The organism is Streptomyces desertarenae (genome assembly GCF_042681365.1).
Lineage (GTDB): Bacteria > Actinomycetota > Actinomycetes > Streptomycetales > Streptomycetaceae > Streptomyces > Streptomyces desertarenae.
The window spans coordinates 244,829-264,935 of sequence record NZ_JBHUFU010000008.1; the positions used below are offsets into that span (position 1 = coordinate 244,829).

At 76.4% G+C, this 20,107-nt stretch carries 13 protein-coding genes; 3 read left to right on the forward strand and 10 right to left on the reverse strand.

Annotated elements, in window-relative coordinates:
* Window positions 1-943 precede the first annotated feature (943 nt).
* Entirely contained in the window at window positions 944-3,697 is a 2,754-nt protein-coding gene (locus ACFSJS_RS15790; RefSeq protein WP_380900731.1) for a LuxR C-terminal-related transcriptional regulator, read from the forward strand.
* Between the two features lie 190 nt (window positions 3,698-3,887).
* Here ACFSJS_RS15790 and ACFSJS_RS15795 read toward each other — a convergent pair whose 3' ends face one another.
* The 8 genes from ACFSJS_RS15795 to ACFSJS_RS15830 all read right to left on the reverse strand — a co-directional run bounded on the left by ACFSJS_RS15795 (window position 3,888) and on the right by ACFSJS_RS15830 (window position 15,643).
* Window positions 3,888-5,075 (reverse strand): thiopeptide maturation pyridine synthase, encoded by a 1,188-nt coding sequence (locus ACFSJS_RS15795; protein ID WP_380900733.1) that lies wholly within the window; start codon window positions 5,073-5,075, stop codon window positions 3,888-3,890.
* Window positions 5,072-6,091, reverse strand: a complete 1,020-nt coding sequence (locus ACFSJS_RS15800; protein ID WP_380900735.1) for a lantibiotic dehydratase C-terminal domain-containing protein — start codon at window positions 6,089-6,091, stop codon at window positions 5,072-5,074. The genes ACFSJS_RS15795 and ACFSJS_RS15800 overlap by 4 nt, the downstream gene beginning before the upstream one ends.
* Window positions 6,057-8,705, reverse strand: a complete 2,649-nt coding sequence (locus tag ACFSJS_RS15805; protein WP_380900737.1) for a lantibiotic dehydratase — start codon at window positions 8,703-8,705, stop codon at window positions 6,057-6,059. Before ACFSJS_RS15805 ends, ACFSJS_RS15800 begins: the two co-directional genes overlap by 35 nt.
* 16 nt (window positions 8,706-8,721) lie before the next feature.
* Window positions 8,722-10,665 carry a TOMM precursor leader peptide-binding protein gene (locus ACFSJS_RS15810; RefSeq protein WP_380900739.1) on the reverse strand — a complete coding sequence of 648 codons (1,944 nt, stop codon included), beginning with the start codon at window positions 10,663-10,665 and terminating at the stop codon, window positions 8,722-8,724.
* Between the two features lie 84 nt (window positions 10,666-10,749).
* Window positions 10,750-10,932: a hypothetical protein gene (locus tag ACFSJS_RS15815; RefSeq protein WP_380900741.1), complete on the reverse strand. Its 183-nt coding sequence runs from the start codon at window positions 10,930-10,932 to the stop codon at window positions 10,750-10,752.
* A gap of 141 nt (window positions 10,933-11,073) precedes the next feature.
* A complete protein-coding gene (locus ACFSJS_RS15820; protein ID WP_380900743.1) occupies window positions 11,074-12,702 on the reverse strand; it encodes a SagB family peptide dehydrogenase in 1,629 nt (542 codons plus the stop codon).
* Window positions 12,695-14,599 carry a hypothetical protein gene (locus tag ACFSJS_RS15825; protein ID WP_380900745.1) on the reverse strand — a complete coding sequence of 635 codons (1,905 nt, stop codon included), beginning with the start codon at window positions 14,597-14,599 and terminating at the stop codon, window positions 12,695-12,697. The genes ACFSJS_RS15820 and ACFSJS_RS15825 overlap by 8 nt, the downstream gene beginning before the upstream one ends.
* 138 nt (window positions 14,600-14,737) lie before the next feature.
* Window positions 14,738-15,643, reverse strand: a complete 906-nt coding sequence (locus ACFSJS_RS15830) for a LysR family transcriptional regulator (protein WP_380900747.1) — start codon at window positions 15,641-15,643, stop codon at window positions 14,738-14,740.
* Window positions 15,644-15,716: 73 nt separating this feature from the next.
* Between ACFSJS_RS15830 and ACFSJS_RS15835 the strand changes: the two genes are divergently transcribed.
* Window positions 15,717-16,715 carry a DMT family transporter gene (locus ACFSJS_RS15835; protein ID WP_380900749.1) on the forward strand — a complete coding sequence of 333 codons (999 nt, stop codon included), beginning with the start codon at window positions 15,717-15,719 and terminating at the stop codon, window positions 16,713-16,715.
* 13 nt (window positions 16,716-16,728) lie between these two features.
* Here the strand turns inward: ACFSJS_RS15835 and ACFSJS_RS15840 are convergent, their stop codons facing one another.
* Window positions 16,729-18,066 carry an aminotransferase class I/II-fold pyridoxal phosphate-dependent enzyme gene (locus tag ACFSJS_RS15840; RefSeq protein WP_380900751.1) on the reverse strand — a complete coding sequence of 446 codons (1,338 nt, stop codon included), beginning with the start codon at window positions 18,064-18,066 and terminating at the stop codon, window positions 16,729-16,731.
* A gap of 80 nt (window positions 18,067-18,146) precedes the next feature.
* Between ACFSJS_RS15840 and ACFSJS_RS15845 the strand changes: the two genes are divergently transcribed.
* On the forward strand, window positions 18,147-18,815 hold the full coding sequence (locus tag ACFSJS_RS15845) for a pyridoxamine 5'-phosphate oxidase family protein (RefSeq protein ID WP_380900753.1): 669 nt from the start codon (window positions 18,147-18,149) through the stop codon (window positions 18,813-18,815).
* Window positions 18,816-18,869: 54 nt separating this feature from the next.
* Here ACFSJS_RS15845 and ACFSJS_RS15850 read toward each other — a convergent pair whose 3' ends face one another.
* On the reverse strand, window positions 18,870-19,877 hold the full coding sequence (locus ACFSJS_RS15850; protein WP_380900826.1) for a DMT family transporter: 1,008 nt from the start codon (window positions 19,875-19,877) through the stop codon (window positions 18,870-18,872).
* Between the last annotated feature and the right edge of the window lie 230 nt (window positions 19,878-20,107).

Below are 20,107 nucleotides of genomic sequence, written 5' to 3' on the forward strand. Positions count from 1 at the left end.
CGGGGGCCGCCGGCCGGCCCGGCTCGGCCCGCATCCGGGTCCCGGCGGGGCGGGTCACCTCGCCGTCGAGCGGCGGCCGCGCATCATTCGGCTGGTTCCACCCCGGGCGGAGGCGGAGGAGGGTGCTTTCTCACCGGGAGGCCTCACAGGGGTTCGGTCGAGCGTCAACAGCAGGCTCCGGATCACGTTGCGCCCGACACATTCCGCGTCGAGCAGCATTCCCCCTGTTCGGAAGGGCGACGGAGAGCAGGGGCCCTCCGATTCCCCGCCGGTAACTTACCGGATCGCGGCAAGAAACATTCGCCCACAGCGTGCGATCAAGCCATTGCCAAATTTTTTGTTTTCCCAGGCAACGCCGATCGGCCGGTGGCGAGAAACGGCCCGTTCTCGGCACGATGCGTCCGGAACGCAGGGGGTGGCGATGCGCGGCGCGGTCCCGCCGCCGACCGGTGCGGCCCCGTCTGCCGGCGGGCAGGGCCGCACCGGCGGGCATCGGAGGTCGGCGCCCGGCCAGGGCGAACCCCCAGGTCATCCGGCTTCCGTGCGGCCACTGCCGCCGGGGCGCCACCGGGCCGTCGGCCGCGGCGGGCGAAGCGCCTTGTTAAACGCCGGTAAATTGTCCGCGAATCCCGCCGCAACACCCGCCGCGCGGATCCGGTAATCCCCTCCATTCACAACCGTGAAAAAGTCGGCGGCCGGGATGGTAAACGATCGGCAGGGAATGCCGCTCCCCCTCCGGTCGAATCCGCCCGGTGAGTGCCTTTGGCCAAGAAGCATCGTTGAAGGCATATGGAGGCATGTGTAGGGTGATCTTCATCGAAAAGATCATTGTCGGGCCGGGTGCACGGGTGACCGCGCCCGGCACCCACCGATCCCCGCGGCGTGCGCGGGTCCGCGGTCCGGGGAGCGGTCGAAGCGCTGCGGGTCACACGGGGAGGCGTGGATGACCTCTGTCGGGCTGAACGGCCGCGCGCCCGAACTGGCGCGGCTGCGTGACCTGATCGACGGGGCGGCGCCGGGAGTCCCCACCACGGTCGTCTTCCGGGGGGAGCCCGGGATCGGCAAGTCGGCGCTGCTCGGAGCGCTCGGCGAACTCGCCGCCGGCGCCGGGTTCCAGGTCGCCGCCGCGTCCGCGCGGCACACCCCGGGCAGGGCGTTCGCGGCGGCCGGAACGGTCCTCGGCCGCCTGGGGACCGGGAGCGGGGCGCCCGGGCCGGCCGCGGCCCTCCCTTCCGCTCCGGAGGGCCTGCACGACCTCGTGGACCGGGTCGGGGCCCAGACCCGCCACGGGCCCGTCCTGCTCTGCCTGGACGAGGCGTCCCGCGCCGACGAGTGGTCGCTGCGCTGGCTGCTGGCCTCCTCGGAGATCACATCACCCGCACCACTGGTCATCGCGCTGTCCGAAGACCCCGCCCTGGAGCAGGACGGCTCACCGATGGCCGAACTCCTCGCGAAGGCACGGCAGTTCCACCTCGCCGGGCTGCCGACCGCGGCGCTCCCCGGATTCGCGGCGGCGCACTGCGGTGTCGCGCTCGACGAGGAGAGCGCCGCGGTGTGCCACGAGCTGACCGGCGGCAACCCCGGTCTGCTGCGGTCCCTGCTGCACGGGTACGCGGACTCGGCGCCCACCGCGCGGGAGCTGCGCGCGGCCGCCGGGTCCGCGGCGCTCCCGGGGGGCGAGCGCTGGCTGGGCGGGCTCAGTGCCCCCGCGCTCGCCCTGGCCCGGGCGGTCGCGGTGCTCGATGCGGAGGCCGAGATATCCCAGGCCGCCCAGTTGGCGGGGCTGGCACCGCGGGAAACGTTGTCACCCATCGACGAACTCGTCCGCCGGAGCGTGCTGGCCAACCGCACACCGCTGGCGTTCCGCCATCCCCTGCTGGCCGCCATGGTGACCGGCGGGATCCCGGTCGGCTCGCGCACCGCCCTGCACCTGCGGGCCGCCGAGATCCTGCGCGACGGCCACTTCGGGGCCACCCGGGTCGCCCGCCAGCTGATGGCCGCGGGCCCGATCGGCCAGGGCTGGACCGTCCGCCCCCTGATGCTCGCGGCGCGCCGCCTGGCGCGCGACGGCAGGACCGAGGAGGCCGCCCGGCACCTGCGCCGCGTCCTGCGGGAGAAACTCGCACCGCAGGTCCGCTCGGCCGTGCGGTGCGAGCTGGCCGGGCTGGAGGAGTTCGCCGACCCGGAGGGCGCGGCGCGTCGGCTCGAAGCGGCCCGGCAGGAGGCCGACGACCCGGAGGCCGCGACCGACTACGCCGTGGCACTGGCCGGCCTGCTGGTCCGGTGCGGCCGGCCCGCCGATGCCCTGGCGGTGCTCGACGACACGGCCGACCGCCTCGGGCCGGCCGCACCGGACCACTTCCTGCGGCTGCGTACGCACAAGGCGCTGGTCTGCCTCGGCGGGCCCCCCTGGCTGGTGGGCGCGGCCGGCCCGCCGGACGACCTGGCCGCCGACCCCCCTGCGCAGGACGCGGCCCGCCGGGAGCTCGCCGGGCTGCGCGCCGCGCACGCCGTCGGCGTCGGTGCGGACCGGCCGGAGGCCGTCCGGCAGGCCCGTCTCGCGCTCGCCGGCGGCAGGGACGGCCCCGACCGCTCCTTCTGGCACGGCTGCAGCACCCTCGTCCACGCCGACGAACTGACCGAGGCGTGGACGCACGGCAGCCGGGCCCGCCCCGCCGACGCGGCCCGCCCCGGACAGTGGGACCACGTCTGCGCCGAACTGCTGCGCGCCCGGATCTGCCGGATCCGCGGCGATCTGCCGGGGGCGGTCGGCGCCCTGGCGCCGATGGCGGACCTGCTGCGCAGGACCGCCTCCGGAGCCCGGCTGCCGGCCGCACTCTCCGTGGCGGCCCTCGTCGAGGCGCACGCGCTGATGGGCGACACCGGCACCGCCGCCGCCCTGCTGGCCGACTGCGGTCTGGAGGGGGAGCTGCCGCCGCGGCAGGACACCGTGGCCGTGCTCTCCGCCCGGGCCGCGCTGTGGGAGCACGCCGGCGACCTGCCGCGCGCGCTCGAGGACTGCCTCGCGGCCGGCCGGCTGGCGACCGAGTGCGGTGTGCGCAATCCGGCGGTGGCGGCGTGGCGCTCGCGCGCCGCCCGGCTGCTCACCTCGCTCGGCCGGAGGGAGGAGGCCGCCCGGTTCGCCGCCGCCGAGCTGGAGGACGCCCGCCGGTGGGGGACGCCGCGCGCGGTCGGCACCGCCCGGCACGCACTCGCCGTGACCGAACCGGAGGCCGAACGCGTCGCGTCCCTCGCCGCCGCCGTCCGGCTCCTGGCCGACTCGCCCGCCAGGCTGGAGCTCGCGGTCGCCCGGTTCGACCTGGGCACCGCGCTGGACGGAGCCGGCAGACCGGCCGAGGCGCGCGGCGAGCTGGCCGCCGCCCTGTCCGCGGCCGAGGCGTGCGGGGCGCGCCCCCTGGCCGCGCGGATCACGGCGGTGCTCCGGGAGGCCGACGCGGCGGGGGACGATCCGGGTGCCGACCCGCTTCTGTCGGACCTGACCCCGCAGGAGCTGCGGATCCTGTGCCTGGCCCGGGACGGCCACACCAACCGGCAGATAGCCGGGAAGCTGTTCGTGACGGTGCGCACCGTGGAGTTCCACCTGTCCGGTGTGTACCGCAAGCTCGGCATCTCCGGACGCGGTCAGCTTCCCGGGATCGCCCCGGCGACGGCGGGGTCCCGCGCGGCACACCGCTAGTGCCGCGGCCGCGCGGGTCCGCCGGGTCGGGTGGCGGGGCCGCGACGGCGGTCACGCCGGTCCCTGCGCGGCCGGTGTGATCGCGGTGCCGGAACCGTCCGGGGCGGTCCCGCTCACCGGGCGGGGGGGGGCGGGCGGGCCGCACGCCCCGGGGTGCCCACGGGGCCCGGGCGCGGTCGGCGCCGCGGGATCAGGCCGGCCCGTCCGCCCACTCCTCGCCGAGCCGGGACCACTCGGGCGTGCCGTCGGCCGGCTCGGACGCCACGTACCGCTCGAAGGCGTCGACCGCGGAGACGCCGTGCACCGCCTCGACGGTGTTCGCCGCCATGTGGCACAGCAGGGCCCGGTCCACCGGTTTCAGGCCCAGGCGGTTCAGGTGGACGTACAGGTAGTTGACGACGAGGCGGAAGGACGCGAACCAGTGGTCGGCCCGCACGAAGTCGGCGTGGCCGTGGTCGGACCGCAGCACCCGGTGGAACTCGCTGACCTGCCGGGTCGGCAGGCGGGGGGCCAGTGCCGCCCCGTGCATCGTCACCTCGCCGGACGCCAGCAGCGGGTGCGCCGCCCGCTGGTGGCGCCGTACCGCCTCGGCCCATTCGACCACGAACGGCGGCCCGCCGCTCCCCGCACCGGCCGGTGCGGAACCGGCCAGCGCGGACTCCACGGCGCGCAGCCTCGCCGACAGCGCGTCCGCCTGCCGCCGGTAGCGCTCGTCGAACGCCGACCGGTAGGCGGCCGGGTCGCCCGTGCGGGACAGAAACGCGTCGGCGTGCGACCGCAGCGACAGGAAACCGCGCGCGATCGGGGCCTGGCCGCGGCGGAAGGGGACGGCCGCCGCGGAGACCGTGCTCCACATCAGGTCCAGCGCCAGCACCGGCAGGGCGCCGCCGGCCCGGACGTGCTCGTACATGCGGAACGCCGCGTCGTTGGTGTCGGCGAGGAAGCCCGCCAGCAGCTCGCCGGCCCGCAGGGACCCCAGGACCGGCAGCCGGTGGTCGTAGGGGTGTTCCCGCACGGTGTTGTCCGGCACCCAGGGGCGCAGCGGCCCCGGTTCCATCTCCAGCCGTGCCAGGAGCCGGTGCGCCGGCTCCCACGCGGCCTCGTCCAGCCGCGCCGTGGAGGGGTGGGCCCTCAGGTGGGCCTCCAGCATCGCGACCGCGGTCGGCCGCACCTGCGTCTCCCACTCCCGGGCGCCGGTCCGGAAGTGGAGCCGCAGGTGCGGGCCGCGCAGCCAGTGCCGACCGAACCAGGCGCCGTCGGTCCACCGGGCCACGGCCTCGAACACGGGGCGGACGGCGTCCAGGACGAGCGCGGGTTCGGCCGTCTCGTCGTGGTGGTGCACGTGGATGCTGCGCCACTGGGCGCCGGGACGGCTCACGACGCCTTCAGCGTCTCGGGCAGGTCGGTGAGGACCCGGCCGACGAGGAAGCGCAGCTGGTTCTCCTGCCACAGGGTCAGTCCCAGCCGGTTGTTGACCAGGTGGGCGCAGCGGAGCAGCACGAGGCTGGTGGACGGGTGCGCGGTGTCGGCGAGGCCCAGCGGCTCGGCCAGCGGGGAGGCGGCCCATTCGGAGGCGAACCGCCCGGTCTCCTCCAGGCCGTGCAGTTCCTCCCGGAGCCGGCGCACCGACGCCAGCCAGTAGGACCGCTGGTCCGTCCCCCCGGCCGGAGCGGCCGCCGACCGCCAGGTGTGCAGGGCCCGTTCCCGCAGCCTGTCCCCCTGGACGCGGTAGCGCTGCTCGACGTCCGGCGCCTCCGGGCCGCTGCCGAAGGGCAGCGGCGGTCCGCCGTGGCGGGCCCACTGGTCGCGCACCTCCTCGCACAGGGCGAACACCCCGATCACCAGGTCGAAGGCGAGCAGGGCGCGCTGTTCCACGGTCGTGCCGGCGGCCACCACGGACAGCGCCAGTTCGCTGGACTCGTGGAAGTGCCGTTCCACGGCGCCGATGGCCGCGCCGTACCCGTAGTCCCCGTGCTCGCGTTCGTAGGCCGGGAAGTCCACGCTGTTGTTGGGCCGCACCACGTGGTCGTGGCCCGGCCTGCCCTCCAGGTCGGCCAGGCCCCGGGCCACCTGGGCGAAGCGCGACCGGTCCACGACGTCCGCGGCCGGGGTGTCGGCGAGGAAGGCGCGGATCCGCCGGGCCGCCCGCCGCTCCACCTCCGCCCGGTCCGCGGTCCGCAGGGGCAGCAGCCGCAGCCGCACGTGCGGACCGCCCTCCCAGTAGCGCAGGAAGAAGTACCGCTGCACCAGGCCGTCGGCGGTCAGTTCCCGGACCAGCGGCCGGGCGCACTCGGTCAGCAGCGCGTCCTGGTCGGTGTCGTAGAAGATGTGCGCGCACACCCAGTCCGAGCCGTCGGCCTCAGCGGGGTTCAGCGGGTCGCTTCCGCTCGGCATCGTGTCCTCCGTTGATCTCGACGAGGTATTCGGTCACCCGGCGCCCGAGGGAGCCGTGGTCCGGCAGGTCGGTCGGGTCCGGCAGGGCCTCCTGCAGGAACAGCACGTGCTCCCCATCGGTGAGCAGCCGCTCGAACACGCCCACCAGCAGCAGGTTCGCGAAGTCGACGTACAGCGGCTTGCGCGACTTGATCCGCCAGACGCTGCCGCCCACCACGGACGCCGGGTCCAGGGCGCGGACGAAGCAGCGCTCCGGCATCCCGTGCCGCCGCAGCCAGGCGGCCAGGCGGAGCAGGTACGGCCGGTCGCGCTCGCCCTTGTGCCGCACCGGCACCGCGTGCGCCGGAAACACCCACTGGCGGCGGCTGACGGTCACGTCGCCGACGGTCACCCGCGGTTCGGCGAGCATGCCGTCCACCGCGTCCAGCGAGGTGTCGCCGAACATCCTGCGGCCGGGGATCAGCAGGTTCGACGTGGCGCCGAAGGCCTGCAGCAGCAGCCGGACGGCGGGTGGGAGCCACAGCTCGGCGATGAGGTTGGGGTGCACGGGACGCACCTCGGCGCCGCGGCTGCGGGACCACAGGGTGAGCAGCCCGCGTGCCGGGTCGTGCCGCACCACCAGGTCGGCCGTCGGGACGCGGTCGCCGGTCCCGCGCCGGCTGCGCCCCTCGGGGTAGTCGATCTCCGTGGCCAGCAGCGAGGCGCGCAGGCCGACGTTGCTGCCGTAGTGGCGGCAGGTGTCCGCGACGAGCACGCCCTCGGGGGGCGGGGCGGTGTCCGGCCCGGCGGCGACGCCCGCCTGGGCGAGCAGCCGCGCGATGCGGTCCCGCCCCCGGCCGTGCCCGGAGTTCACGGCGTTGACCACGAACCGGGGGGCGTCCCGGGGGCCGTGGGGCTGCCCGTAGAACGCCACCGAGTCCGGCGGGCGCATCCACTCCGGCCAGCCGGCGGCCAGCGCGGCCAGCCGGCCGGGGTCCAGCCGGACCACGTCCCGCGCGTCCGGCGCCCCGGCCCGCGCCGTCGCCTCCGCGCACAGCGCGGCCCGCAGCCGGGCCAGTTCGCGGATCCGCGGCAGCCGGTGGCCGGTCAGGGCGCGGTACCCGTGGGTGCCCATGGACAGCAGCCCCGGCAGGTCGGGATCCTCGCGCAGCCACGTCTGCACCGCGCGGTGGAACGCCAGGAACGGCACGGCGGCGCCCGCCCCGATGCGCTCGGCGAAGGTGTCGGCCAGCGCCACCCGGCCGGGCAGCGCCGGGTCCAGCACGGCGTACAGGCGGCGCACGACGTCCAGATCGCGCAGGACCGGCGCCCACCGGTCCCGGTCGGGCCCGGCCGGCGGCGTGACCAGCAGCGCGTTCTCGATGACGCTGTTCTTGGCCGGCAGGTCGATGCCGTCCGTTCCGGTCAGCTCCGCTGCCAGGGACCTGACCCGCCGCAGGGAGGTTTCGACGGCCCGGGTGCGGTGGAGGCGCTCCGCGGGGTCCGCGAGCGCCGGGTAGGCGTCGAGGTGCCCGGCCAGCGCGGCCAGTTCGGCGCGGATGCCGGCCGCCTCCGGTCCCGCCTCCCCCAGCCAGGAGCGGAGCGCCCCGAGCGGGTCGGGGTCCTGGTCGGCGAAGGGGCGTACGGGTTCCAGGAGGCCGAGTTCCACCAGGCGGGCCAGGTACCCGGCGGCGACGTCCCGGGTGCTGCCGGTGCGGGCCGCCACTTCCCCGGCCGCCTCCGCCCGGGTGCGTTCGGTCTCGGTCACCACGTCCACGCACACCTGGACCGCCGGCGTCGCCGCCATGCTCCGCAGGGGTTCGTCGGCTCCCGGGCCGAGGAAGTCCCAGCGGTCGCCGGTCCGCAGGGCGCTCGGGTTGAGCCGCAGCGTGAGGCGGGCCGCGAGGCCGGGGTGGCCGCCCAGGTGCCGGACGAGCTGCTGGACCACCCAGACGTTGAGCTCCGCCACGGTCCGTACGGCGGGGTCGGGGGAGGATGCCGGGAGGTCGTCCCCGTCGCGCCAGCGCGCGAGACCGCTGACCGTGAAGGTGCTGAACGGGCTGGTCTTCATGGTGATCCGGGCGAGGTACTTGACCAGCCGCAGGGCCAGTTGGCGGTCGGGGGGCGTCTCGCCGGGCAGGGCGAGCCACTTGTGGAGCTGCTCGTGGAGCACCGGGCTGCTCAGCACCAGACCGTGCCGGAAGGCCGGGTCGGCGACCGCCTTGCGCAGCAGCACGTGCCGGGTGGCGGTGTGGTGGTCGACGAGTTCGTCCAGCCGCGCCACCGCGTGCTCGTGCTCGGAGACCCGGCGCTGCCAGGCGGCCACCTCCGCGACCGTGCCGTCCGGCAGCAGCGAGCGGACCTCGTCGTTCCAGCACCGTCGCGTCAGCGGGCGCCGGTTGTGGACGGCGCGGCGGAGGGCGACGAGCAGCGGCCTGCCGGCGGGGGCCCGGCCGACGATCCGGTACAGCGCGTCGGACAGCCCGGCCTCGGCGGCCGTCAGGGCGCGCTCCCCGGCCAGCACGGTCTCGACCTGCCGCCACAGCTCGGGGGAGCGCAGGTCGTCCAGGGTCGCCGCGGGCAGTCCGCCGATCCGCACGCCCAGCGTGTCCGGGGTGGAGAAGTCCTGTGTCATGGTTCCGGCCCTCCAGTCACGGGAACGGGTGCGGGTGGGGGTTGATCTCCGCCGGGCTCAGCGGCTGCCGCCGGTAGCCCAGCCGGGCGGGCAGGTCCAGGAGCCGCGGCAGGCCGTGGGTGCGCCGCATCCGGTGGCCGAACGTCATCGGCAGCAGCCCGGGGACGATCACCTTCGCGCAGGCCAGGCCGCCCGCCCGGTGCTCGTCCGTGGTCTGGTCGACCACGATGACGTCCAGGCCCCGGGCGGTGAACCGCTCGACCGCCTCGGCCAGGTCGGCGCGGAGGTCGTCGCCGCGCGGACGGCAGTCGGCGCGGTGGAACGCCTTGTCCACCGGCAGGCCCACCGGGTCCTCCAGCAGGAAGGAGAACCGGTCGAACACGGCCGGGTGGCAGTACAGCAGGGCGTGGTCGCGCATGTCCCGCACGAGCTGCGGGTCGTCGGCCATCGCCTCGATCCTGGCGCGCTCCTCGCGGTGGGCGGACCGGTTCCAGCCGAGGTTCGCCGTGAGTTCGAGCAGTCCGTTGAGGACCGCCCGCTCGGGGTCGAAGTGCGCCCCGGCCGCGCAGACCGCCGCCGGTTCGGCTCCGGGCGCGGGGTGCACCGCCATGACCCACGCCGTGGGGATGCCGTGCTCGGGGGTGGTGGCGAAGGCCGCGACCCGGTGGCCGCCGTCCTGCCGGATCCGTTCGGCCAGGATCCCGACGCGCGGGTCGGCGACCGTGTCGAGGTCGATCCTGGGCACGGGCAGCCGGGCGTACCAGGTCAGCAGGAACGCGTCGCGTTCGGCGAGTTCCACCAGCCCGTGCAGCGCCGCCTCCTCCAGGCAGCCGCCCAGGGCGCACCCGTTGGACACCTCGTACGCCGGCGGCCGGGCGAGCGGATTGCCGTGGCGGGTGCGGTAGTAGGCGTAGTCCTCGGGCACCAGCACCGGGGCGTCGCGGCCGAAGGAGTGGCCCCACACCCAGTTCAGCTCGGCGTCCGGGTCGAACGGGAGGTAGGGGAAGCCGGGCTCGGCGTACCGCTCCGGCGGGTACAGGCCCAGGTCGTGCGGGTCGACGGCCCGGTCGGCCACGGCCCGGTGGCTCGCCCGCACCACCGTCCGCCGGCCGCCCGGCCGGGCCCCGCCGAGCCGTTCCAGTGCCTCGGCCAGTGCGGTGCGGGCGCAGCTCCCGTAGTCCAGGTCGCGGCCGAACCCGGCCTCCTGCTCGTTGCCGGGCAGGTGCACGGGCGCGGAGACCATCGGGTAGGGGTAGTCGGTGCGCACGTCGAGCTGGCGCACCACGCCGGTGCGGCCGTCCACGTAGGTCTTCACCAGGGCGTCCCACGAGTCGGCGAGGTCGCGCACCCGGTAGGTGCCCTCGTCGGGCTTCGGGCGGCGGACGTCCATCAGCACGGGCGGCCGGTCCGGTGGCAGCCCGCCGCACTGCGGGCAGGACGGGTCGGGCAGGAACGGGTGCGTGTCGACGGTCATGCGGGCCAGGGAGAGGATGACGACGGTGTTCCGCGTCCACCGGCCCTGCGGGTCCGCGAGGTCCGCCGCGACGAGGTCGCCGACCGTGTCGCACGCCCAGGCCGACAGGAGCGGCGCCGCACGGTCGGCCAGCACGCCGCCGAACCGGCGCACCAGTTCCGCCCTGGGGCTGTCCGGCCCCAGCGCCCGGTCCCGCCGGACGCCCGCGCACCGGGCGCAGCCGGCGCGGCCCGGGACGACCGAGGGGCCGACGACGACGTTGCCCAGCTCGACGCGGACCGGCAGCCACCGGATGTCGTCGCGCACCGGCGTGGTCTGCGGGCTCCAGCCGTCGTCGGCGGTGACGACCGCGGCGCAGTCGGGGTCCCCGGCGGGCACCGGCCGGTGCGTACGGGAGACGGAGGTGCGCAGCGCGCCGGCGAGCAGTCCCCTGCCCAGCACGGCGACACCGCTCGGACGGGTCGGTACCGCGACGGCATCTGCCAACGTCGTGTCCCTCACTGGTGGGTCGGGGCGGGGTGCCGTGCCCGGCGGGCCGGAGCCCGCCGGGCACGGCTGTGCGGACCGGTGTCAGCAGCAGCAGCAGGAGCAGCAGCTCGCGGGCGTTCCGGTCGAGGTGCAGTTGGACGCGCCGATCTCGACCATGGCGTGGCCGACGTTGACCGACTCCAGGCTCGCGCCCGGGGAGGTGGGCAGGACGTCCAGCTCGTCCGCGCTGAGGTCGGCGAGGTCCAGAACGAGGTCCGATTCCATCGGTGTCCCCTTTCTCGGTGGTGGTCGCGACGTGGACCGGGTCCGGTCCTCGGTCCAGCCTGGCGGCGTTCGGGTCCGGGGTCTTCACGGTGCGACCACAGGGCGGACCGAAGGGTGGGAACGTGCCCACCGCAGGACGGGTCACCAGGTGAGCGGAGGCTCGTACTGCGCGGTGGCCCTGCGGCGGCCGAGGACGAGGGTGAAGATCGGCACGTGCGCCCGGTCGGCGCGGATCAGGTCTCGGACGGCCCCCTCGTCGTACCCGTTGGTGATCCGTGCCGCCAGGCCGGCCGCGGCGGCGAGGACGCTGATCCGCTGTGCGACGATTCCCCCCTCCTGGTGCAGGATGCGGTATCCGCGGTCGCCGAACCAGCGGTCGCCCTCGACGCGGTCCGCGCTCAGGAACACGATCGCGTTGGCCTTCTCCGAGTTCACCGAGGGGGTGCGGTGGCAGAGCATGGACAGCACTCCGCGCCAGTCCCGGTCCGGCAGGCCCACCAGCGCGGGCGCGGGGTCCAGCCGGTACAGGCCGGGGGGTGTGCCGGTGACGTCCCGGACGAGGACGTGGCAGTCCACCAGCGGGCGGCTGTCGGTTCCGGCGTGGTCGGACGGGACCGGTTCCAGGGCGTGCCGGAGCAGCAGGGCCAGCCGGTGGGCGGGGAGTTCCGCGTCCGCCGGCAGGAACATCCGGCCGCCCGAGTCGCGGGCCCGCAGGGCCTCGGCCAGTTCCACCGCGGCGAAGGACGGCGTCTCGTCGTCGAGCGGCACCGGTCCGGCCGGTCCGGGGTCGTCGGCCGGGAGGTGGAAGGCGCCCGCGTCCACCGGGGCGTGCCGGGTGGCGCCGTTCAGCCGGGCGGCGCGGTCCAGCGCCGAGAGCCCCGACCACAGGCCGGCGTCGGCCGTGTTGGTCCGGAGCCACGCGGGGCGGATGGGCGGCAGTGCCGCGCCGGTGTCCGCGCCGGGCGGCTCCGCAGCCGGCGGGTGTCCGCCGGCGGGCCGCCGCGCGGACAGGTCGACGACCGCGAACGCGGCCTCCTCGTCGCCGTCCAGACCGAGGGCGCGGTGGACGACCGCGTCGTCGAACCGGTGGTGCACACGGGCCCGCAGTCCCAGCGCGCCCGCCACCATCAGCACGTTCCCCAGCGTCATGCCGGCTTCCTGCGCGCACAGCCGGTAGGCGTAGTCGCGGTAGCGGAACGCCGTCTTGCGGAAGCACACGGCCACCACCAGCAGGGCGAGGGAGTCCCCGGGCGCGGTCCCGGTGGCCGTCCGCAGCGCGTCGGGGACGTCGCCGTCCCGGAGCCCGGTGAGCGCGTGGTGCGCCGGGTCGTAGTGGTGGCAGCCCGCCGGCAGGCCCCTCGCCGCGGCGGTCGTCCACAGGTACAGCTCCACCGGGTAGAAGCACCGCGCGGACGCCACCATGCGGTGGTAGGGCCACACCGCGTGGGGCCCCAGCTCGACGCGCCCCAGGCCGAAGGCGTGGTGCAGCAGCGCTGAGACGGCGGGTTCGTCCAGGGTGGCGCGGTGGGGCCCGCCGCCGGGCCGTGCCCGGCGGAACCCGTCGAAGGACCAGCGGGCGTCGCCGATCCGGCGGGCCGGCGCGCTCAGCACGCGCCGCGGCAGCCCCCGGTAGGTCTTGGTCGGCAGCGGGTCGTCCGGGCCGCCCTCCTCGCCGTGGCCCTCCGCGAACAGGTCCTGCACCCCCTCGAAGGTGCGCCACCAGAACCGGAGGCCGGCGGAGCGCGCCAGGTCCGCCGGGGGCTCACCCATCGACCGTCACGACCCGGAGCACCGAGGGGAGCACCTCGTGCACCGAGGGGTCGTGGTCGAGGGGCACCGCCACCGGGCGCCGCCCGCGGGAGAGCAGGGCGCGGGCCATGGTCCGCCGGTCCGGACCGGGCCCCCGCACCGCGCCCGCGGCCGGCCGGGGCGGCCGGCCCAGTCCGGGGATCAGGGACGGCGCGTAGTCCGCGCCGCCGTCCAGGGCCGCCTGGCGGTGCAGCAGGGCCCGCTCCAGTCCGGCCGCCGCCGCGCCCGGGCCGCAGGTGACCGCGACCGGTTCGCCGTCCTGCCACCACGCCAGCACGGGCACCCCGAGCGCGCCGCCGATGTCGGCGACCCGCACCGTCCCCCGGGCGGCCCGCAGCAGGCCGAGCAGGCGCCGCACCCGCTCGTCCGGCGCCGCGTCCTCGACGGCCAGGCCGACCGGGCGCGTCCGGCCCCCGGTGACGTCGGAGAGGGCCGAGGCGGCGCAGTGCTGGGCGATGCCGTCGGTCACGGCGGCCTCCCAGCCCGGTTCCGCCGCCAGGCCCGTCCCCGGGCCGAACGCCTCGGCCGCGGGCACCGCACAGGCCCGTTCCCCCAGGACGTCCCAGCCCCACACCGTGTCGCCGGCGCCCCGTCTGCGCGGGTCGACCGTGGTCGCCGCGTACACCGCGAGACCGCGCAGGGCGGCTCGGCGCCGCGCCTCCGCGAAGTCGAGCCCGGCGCCGAACACCCGGCCCGCTCCCCCGGTGCGCGTGACGGCCTCGGTGACGTGCAGCGGCACCTGGAGGAAGTCGCGTTCGTCCAGTCGTCCCAGGACGCCGGCGTACGGGTCGAAGCAGCGCGCCGCGGCGGCGGAGAAGTCCTCCTCGCCGAGCGGCTCCGCGGTGCGGAGCCGCTCGATCCGGGCGGTGAACTCCGTCTCGGCCTCCGGCCCGGCGGGGAGGTCGGCCGGGTGGGGCAGGAAGGCGTGGGCCGAGGTGCGCAGGGTCTCCAGGTCGATCCGCGTCAGCTCGGCGTCGTCCGGCGCGGCGATGCCCGTGACCGCCTTGAACGCGGCGAGCCCGAGGTGCCCGGCCACGACCGCGGCGGCCGGGCCCGTGCAGAACTCGCCGGTGCGGAAGGGCGGCCGGGCGTCCAGCCGCCGCCAGGCGGACCGCCAGGCCGGGCCGGCGGGGCCGAGCCACGCCACGTCGTCGAGGACCAGGCCCTGCACCAGGAGCGCCCCCGTCCGCCGGCACAGGCGGTCCAGGCGCAGGGCGCGGTCCACCGCGGGGGCCGACGCCACGTGCAGGACCACGTCCGCGCCGGCCAGCGCCGCCTCCTCGGCCGCCGCGTCCTCCCCGTCCGGCAGGGCGACGTGCGTCAGCGTCTGCTCCGGGTCGCGCCGGGACGCCTCGGCGACCAGTTCGGCCAGCCGTGCCGTGTCGGTCGCGGTCTCCGCCGTGCGGGCCGCGCGCAGCCGGCGCACCCCGGAGCGCAGCGCGGAGCAGACCAGCGAGACGAACACCGGTCCGGCACCCACCACGACGACGGCGCTGTCGCGGTAGGTCTGGAACCGCCGTGCCGCCGAGTCCCCGTGGTACTCGATGAAGGCGATCTCCGCGGCGTAGGTCTCCCGTTCCCGTTCAGTGAGGTCGTGCGGCAGGTCCTCGGCGGCGTCGAGCAGGCATCCGGCCTCGTGCAGCCGGCGTACCAGTGCGCGCACCATCGCGCGCTTGTCCTCGGGCAGACCGCGCACGAGGGCCTCGAGTTCGGTCGAGCCGTCGAGGTGCGGGGCGAGCCGGTCCAGCCACTGGTGGGCGGCGCGGCCGCGCAGCGCCATGTCGGCCCCCGCGCCGAACACGTGTGCCCCGTCGGGGGTGGGCACATAGAGCACATCGGACTTCAGTTTCGGTCGCATCGTCCGCCCTCGGTCGGTGGCCGGCTCGGTGACCAGCCGAGTATCACGCTCCCGCGGGCGGCCGTCTCGACGGGGCGACCACAGGTCCGACCACAGGAACCGCAGCCGTCCTCCCCCGGTCCCCCGAAGTCCCCGCGCTCAGTCCCGGACGGCGCCCGCCGCCGCCCGCAGCGCCTCCACCGCCGCCCGGACGGACGGCCTGCGGTCGGTCTCCTGGCGCCAGACCGCGTAGACGTGGCGCTTCATCGGATGCCGCACGGGCGCGACGGCCACCCCCTCGGGGAGCGGTCCGCGGCCCAGGCGCGGCGCGACGGCGACCCCGAGCCCGGCGCCGACCAGGGCGAGCTGGGTGTGGTGCTCCCCCGCGGTGTGGCACAGCTTGGGCTCGATGCCCTGGCCGCGCAGGGTGAACAGCAGCCAGTCGTGGCAGAACTCCCCGCCCGGCCAGGAGATCCACTCGTCGTCCGCGAAGTCCGCCAGCTCCACCGGCCCGGCTCCGGCGCGGGGGTGGTCCGCGGGCATCGCCACGTCGGCCGGGTCGTCCAGCAGGGGCTCCTTGGCCAGCCCGCCGGGCAGGGAGAGCGGCCGGTTGTACCAGTCCAGGACGACCGCGAGGTCGATGTCCCCGCGCACCAGCTCCCGCACCGCGGCGTCGGGCTCCATCTCCCGCAGCCGGACGCGCAGTTGGGGATGGTCGGCGCGCAGCGCGGCCAGCACGGCGGGGAACAGGCCGCGCGCGGCGGTGGGGAAGGCGGCGAGCAGCAGTTCCCCGACGGCCCTGCCGCGGTGCGCCTCCAGGTCGGCCTCGGCCAGTTCGAGCTGCGAGATGATGCGCCGGGCGTGCTCGGCGAGCAGCCGCCCGGCGTCGGTGAGCCTGACGCCCCGTCCGTTCCTGGCCAGCAGCTGCTGACCGGTCTCGCGCTCCAGCTTGGCCATCTGCTGGGAGACGGCCGAGGTGGTGACGTGCAGTCCCTCGGCCGCGCCGCTCACCGAGCCGTGCCGGGCGACGGCATACAGGATGCGGAGCCGGTCCAGATTCAACATGCAAGCGATACTACGGAGTCCACTCCAGAAAATCTCGCTTGTCCTTAAGCTTTGAAGGGGCGATCGTTGACCCATGTCCGCTGCCGCTCCCCTGCGTCCCGCACCCTCCGCCGGCACCCCGCCGGTCCCCTCCGCGCCCGCCGCCCGGCCGCCCTCCCCGGTCCCCTCCCCGCCGGGCGCCCGCCGCCCCGTCCTGGACTGGCGGATCCGCTTCGCCGTCCTCTGCCTGATCTGGGGCTTCAGCTTCCTGCTGATCAAGGTGGGCACCCACGGCTACGCCCCGCTCCAGGTCACCCTGGGCCGCATGGTGTTCGGCACGGCCGTCCTGGGCGCGGTGCTGCTGGTGCGGCGGGAGCGGCTGCCGAAGGGGGTGCGGACGTGGGGCCACCTGACGGTCGCGGCGTTCCTGCTGAACGCCCTGCCGTTCACGCTCTTCGCCTACGCCGAGCTGACCATCTCCTCCACCCTGGCGGGGATCTGCAACGCCACCACACCGCTGTGGGGGATGGTGCTCTCCCTGGCCGCCCTCTCCGACGACCGGCCGACACGGCGCCGGGTCGCCGGGCTCGGTGTCGGCTTCGCCGGGGTCCTGGTCGTCCTCGGCGCCTGGGAGGGCTTCAGCGGGCAGGATCCCGCGGGGACGGCCATGGCCCTGGTCGCCTCGGCGAGCTACGCGGTCGGCTGGGTCTACGTCCGGCGGACGCTGTCGGGGGCCGGCGGCTCGAACGTGGCGATGGCGGGATCGCAGCTGCTGCTGGGCACCGCCCAGCTGGCCCTGGTCACCCCGCTGGTCACCTCCTTCCCCTCCTCCTTCCCGGTCGTCCCGCTGCTGGCCGTCGTGGCGCTGGGCGCACTGGGCACCGGGGTGGCCTTCCTCATCCAGTACGGGCTGGTGGCCGAGGTCGGGCCGACCACGGCCACCCTGGTCACCTACTTCATCCCGGTGATCGCCACCGCCGCCGGGGTGGTGCTGCTGGGCGAGCACCTGAACTGGAACACCCCGGTCGGGGCGCTGATCGTGCTCGCGGGAGCGGCGCTCACCCAGAGCAGGCCGCGGCGCCCGCGGCCGTGACGGGCGGTGCGGTTCAGCCGTACCGCCGTGCCTCGCCGGGCCGGACCGCCGCCGCCACCGCGTCGGCGACCGGCCCGGTCTCGTCCTCGGACAGGGCGGAGACGGTCAGGCGGATGCCGGGCGGCGAGGCGATGCGGAAACGGGCTCCGGGCGCGACGGCCCAGCCGGCCTGCAGCAGCCGGGTGACCGCGCCGGTCTCGTCGGGCACCGGCACCCACACGTTCATCCCGCTGCGCCCGTGCGCCTCCACCCCGTGCCCGGCGAGCGCGTCCAGGAGCGCGGTGCGGCGGCGGCCGTAGGAGGCGGCCACCGCGGCGGGGTCGACCGCCCGGCCCTCCCACAGTGCGGTGACGGTGTGCTGGAGCAGGTGGCTGACCCAGCCCGGCCCCAGCCGCTGCCGTCCCCGCACCCGGTCGACGGTGACGGCGTCCCCCGTCAGCACGGCCAGCCGCAGGTCGGGGCCGTACGCCTTGGCGGTGGAACGCACCAGCACCCAGTGGTCGGTGGGCTCCCCGGCCGCCAGGGGGTGCAGGGGCAGGTCGACGATGCCGTGCCCGTGGTCGTCCTCGACCAGCAGGACGCCGGGGTGCGCGGCCAGGACGCGCCGCAGCTCCCGGGCGCGCGGCGCGGAGACGGCGGCACCGGTCGGGTTCTGCGCCCGGCCGGTGACGACCAGGGCCCGCGCCCCCTGCCGCAGCGCCCGTTCGACCGCGTCCGGCAGCGGGCCGTCGTCGTCGAGGGGCACCGGCAGCGCCTTCAGGCCCAGCGCCGGGACGAGGTCCAGCAGGCTCCCCCAGCCCGGGTCCTCCACGGCGACCGCGTCGCCGGGTTTGAGGTGGACCGCGAGCACCCGCTCGATGGCGTCCAGCGATCCGGAGGTGGCGGCGACGGGCCCCGGCGGCACCCCGTCGGCGTCGAACGCCGCCCGCGCCAGCCGGACCAGGTCGTCGGTGAGCGCGGGGGCGCCGTAGAGCGTCGGGCGCCGCCCGTGGCGGTGGGCGGCGGCGGTGAGCGCGGCGTCCAGCGGGGGCAGCAGCGCCGGGTCCGGGTTGCCCTGGGAGAGGTTGCGCACGCCCTCGGGCACCTCCACGCCGATCGCCTCGCGGGGAGTGGTCGCCGGGCGACGGCGCACCCGGCTGCCGCGCCGTCCGGCCGTCTCGATCACCCCTCGCTCGCGCAGGGTGCGGTAGGCGGCGGCGACCGTGTTGGGGTTCACGCCCAGTTCGTCCGCCAGGGCGCGCAGGGGCGGCAGGAGCCTGCCCGGTTCCAACTCGCCCGAGCCGACGCCCCGTTCGACGCTGGCGGCGATCTCGGCTGCGCGCCGCCCCTCGATCCGATACTCTCCTAGCACAAAAGGAATTATGCACTAGTTCAATAAAGGGAGCAAGTCGGCGGGCCCACCCGCCGCAGACGAACAGGGAGTTGAGCGCCATGTCCGCCACCGCCCCCGGGGGCGCCTACGCCCCCACCCCGCGCACGGTCCCGGCCCGCGGCCGCAAGCGCGCCTCGTACGACCGCGAGGTGGTCCACGCGATCCTCGACGACGGCTTCCTCTGCCACCTCGGCTTCGTCCGCGACGGCGCTCCGGTCGTGCTGCCGACGCTCTACGCCCGGGTCGGCGAGCGGCTGTACGTCCACGGCTCCACCGGTTCGCGGCCGCTGCGGTCCGCGGGCGGGGACGGGGGCCTGCCGGTCTGCCTGACGGTGACCCACCTGGACGGCCTGGTGCTGGCGCGCTCCGCCTTCCACCACTCGGTCAACTACCGCTCGGTGGTGGTCCACGGCACCGCCCGCCAGGTGACCGACCCGGCCGAGCGGGCGGTGGCGCTCGACGCCATCGTCGACCAGGCGGTCCCCGGGCGCTCGGCGGACTCGCGTCCGGCCGACGCGAAGGAGCTGGCCGCCACCGCCGTCATCGCCCTGGACCTGGCGGAGGTTTCGGCGAAGGTCCGCACCGGCGGCCCCGTCGACGACCCCGGGGACCTGGAACTGCCCCACTGGAGCGGCGTGGTGCCGGTGCGGCGGGCCTACGGCGCCCCCGTCCCGGCCGACGACCTCGCGCCGGGCGTCCCGGTGCCCGGTTACCTCGCCGCGCTCTGAGCCTTCCGCGCCGGGCGGGCCGGGAGGGCGGAACTCCCCCGGCCCGCCCGGCGGTCAGGCCCCGGCCCCTCCTCCGGCGCCCCCGGCGCCGGGGACGGCGGCCGGGGAGGTCGCCCCGGTGCCGGCCGCGCGCCGGGCGCCGGAGGCCGCGCGGGCCTCGGCCACCGCCAGCCCCGTCACGGCGGCGAGCAGCACCGCGGTGCCCACCACGGTCGCCGCGGTGAGCCGCTCGCCCAGCAGCACCACCGCGATGACGGCCGCGCTCACCGGCTCGATCAGCATGACCACCGACGCCGTGGCGGCCCGGACGACCGCGGCCCCGGCGAAGTAGAGCGCGTACGCCAGCGCCGTGGGCACCGCGGCCGTGTACGCCAGCAGGACCAGGACCCGCAGCGGATCGGCGGCCGTCTGCGGCAGCACTCCCTCGGCCAGGGCGAGCGGCAGCAGGCAGACCGCCCCGACGCCGAACGCCCAGGTGGTCGTGGCGTACGGGTCGCCGCCCGAGCCGCTGCGGCCCATCCACCGGGTCAGCAGGGTGATGGCGGCGTATCCGGAGGCGGACAGCAGGGCCAGCAGGACGCCCAGGGGGCGCACCGTCGCGCCGTCCCCGCCCAGGCACAGCACCGCGAGGCCGGCCAGCGCCCCGGCCGCGGCCGCCGCGCCCCCGCGGCCCAGCCGCTCGCCCATGGTCAGCCGGGCGCCGACGGCGATCAGCACGGGTCCGGCACCGAGGGTGACGACCGTGCCGACCGCGAGCCCCGTCTCCTGGACCGCGCCGAAGTAGGCGGTCTGGAAGAGGGTCAGGCCCAGTCCGGTGGCGACGATCCGCGCCACCCGGCGGCGGCGCGGCTCGGGGGCGGCGGGAGCGGGGACGGCACGGCGGGAGCGGGAGCGCAGGGGGAGGAAGGCCAGCAGCAGGGCGATGCCGCCGACGTAGCGCCAGAAGGAGAGGGCGATCGGCCCCAGGTCGCTGGCCCGGTAGAGCAGGGCCGCCGCGGCTCCGGCGGTGCCCCAGGCGACTCCGGCGACGACCAGGAAGAGCAGGCCGCGCCCGGTGGACAGGTCACCGGGTGAGGCGGAATCAGTGGTTCCGCCGATGGGCGCGGTCGCGGGGAGGACAGAAGCGGACTTCGACACGTGTGGTTTCTCCGCGTGCGTCGGGAAGTGGTCAGGGGATCCCGTACGCGGGCAGCGCGGACCTCCGCGGCGGCGGTGACGCCGCCGCGCGGTCTCTCGGCGACCCGCCCTACGCGGCGGGAGGGGGCAGCACGGTCGAATGCATGTCCGCAACC

Coding starts and splice junctions, on each gene's coding strand:
- ACFSJS_RS15845 (WP_380900753.1), top strand. CDS start 18,147: ATGTCCGCCACCGCCCCCGGGGGCGCCTACGCCCCCACCCCGCGCACG.
- ACFSJS_RS15800 (WP_380900735.1), bottom strand. CDS start 6,091: ATGCCGAGCGGAAGCGACCCGCTGAACCCCGCTGAGGCCGACGGCTCG.
- ACFSJS_RS15805 (WP_380900737.1), bottom strand. CDS start 8,705: ATGACACAGGACTTCTCCACCCCGGACACGCTGGGCGTGCGGATCGGC.
- ACFSJS_RS15830 (WP_380900747.1), bottom strand. CDS start 15,643: ATGTTGAATCTGGACCGGCTCCGCATCCTGTATGCCGTCGCCCGGCAC.
- ACFSJS_RS15790 (WP_380900731.1), top strand. CDS start 944: ATGACCTCTGTCGGGCTGAACGGCCGCGCGCCCGAACTGGCGCGGCTG.
- ACFSJS_RS15825 (WP_380900745.1), bottom strand. CDS start 14,599: ATGCGACCGAAACTGAAGTCCGATGTGCTCTATGTGCCCACCCCCGAC.
- ACFSJS_RS15815 (WP_380900741.1), bottom strand. CDS start 10,932: ATGGAATCGGACCTCGTTCTGGACCTCGCCGACCTCAGCGCGGACGAG.
- ACFSJS_RS15835 (WP_380900749.1), top strand. CDS start 15,717: ATGTCCGCTGCCGCTCCCCTGCGTCCCGCACCCTCCGCCGGCACCCCG.
- ACFSJS_RS15820 (WP_380900743.1), bottom strand. CDS start 12,702: ATGGGTGAGCCCCCGGCGGACCTGGCGCGCTCCGCCGGCCTCCGGTTC.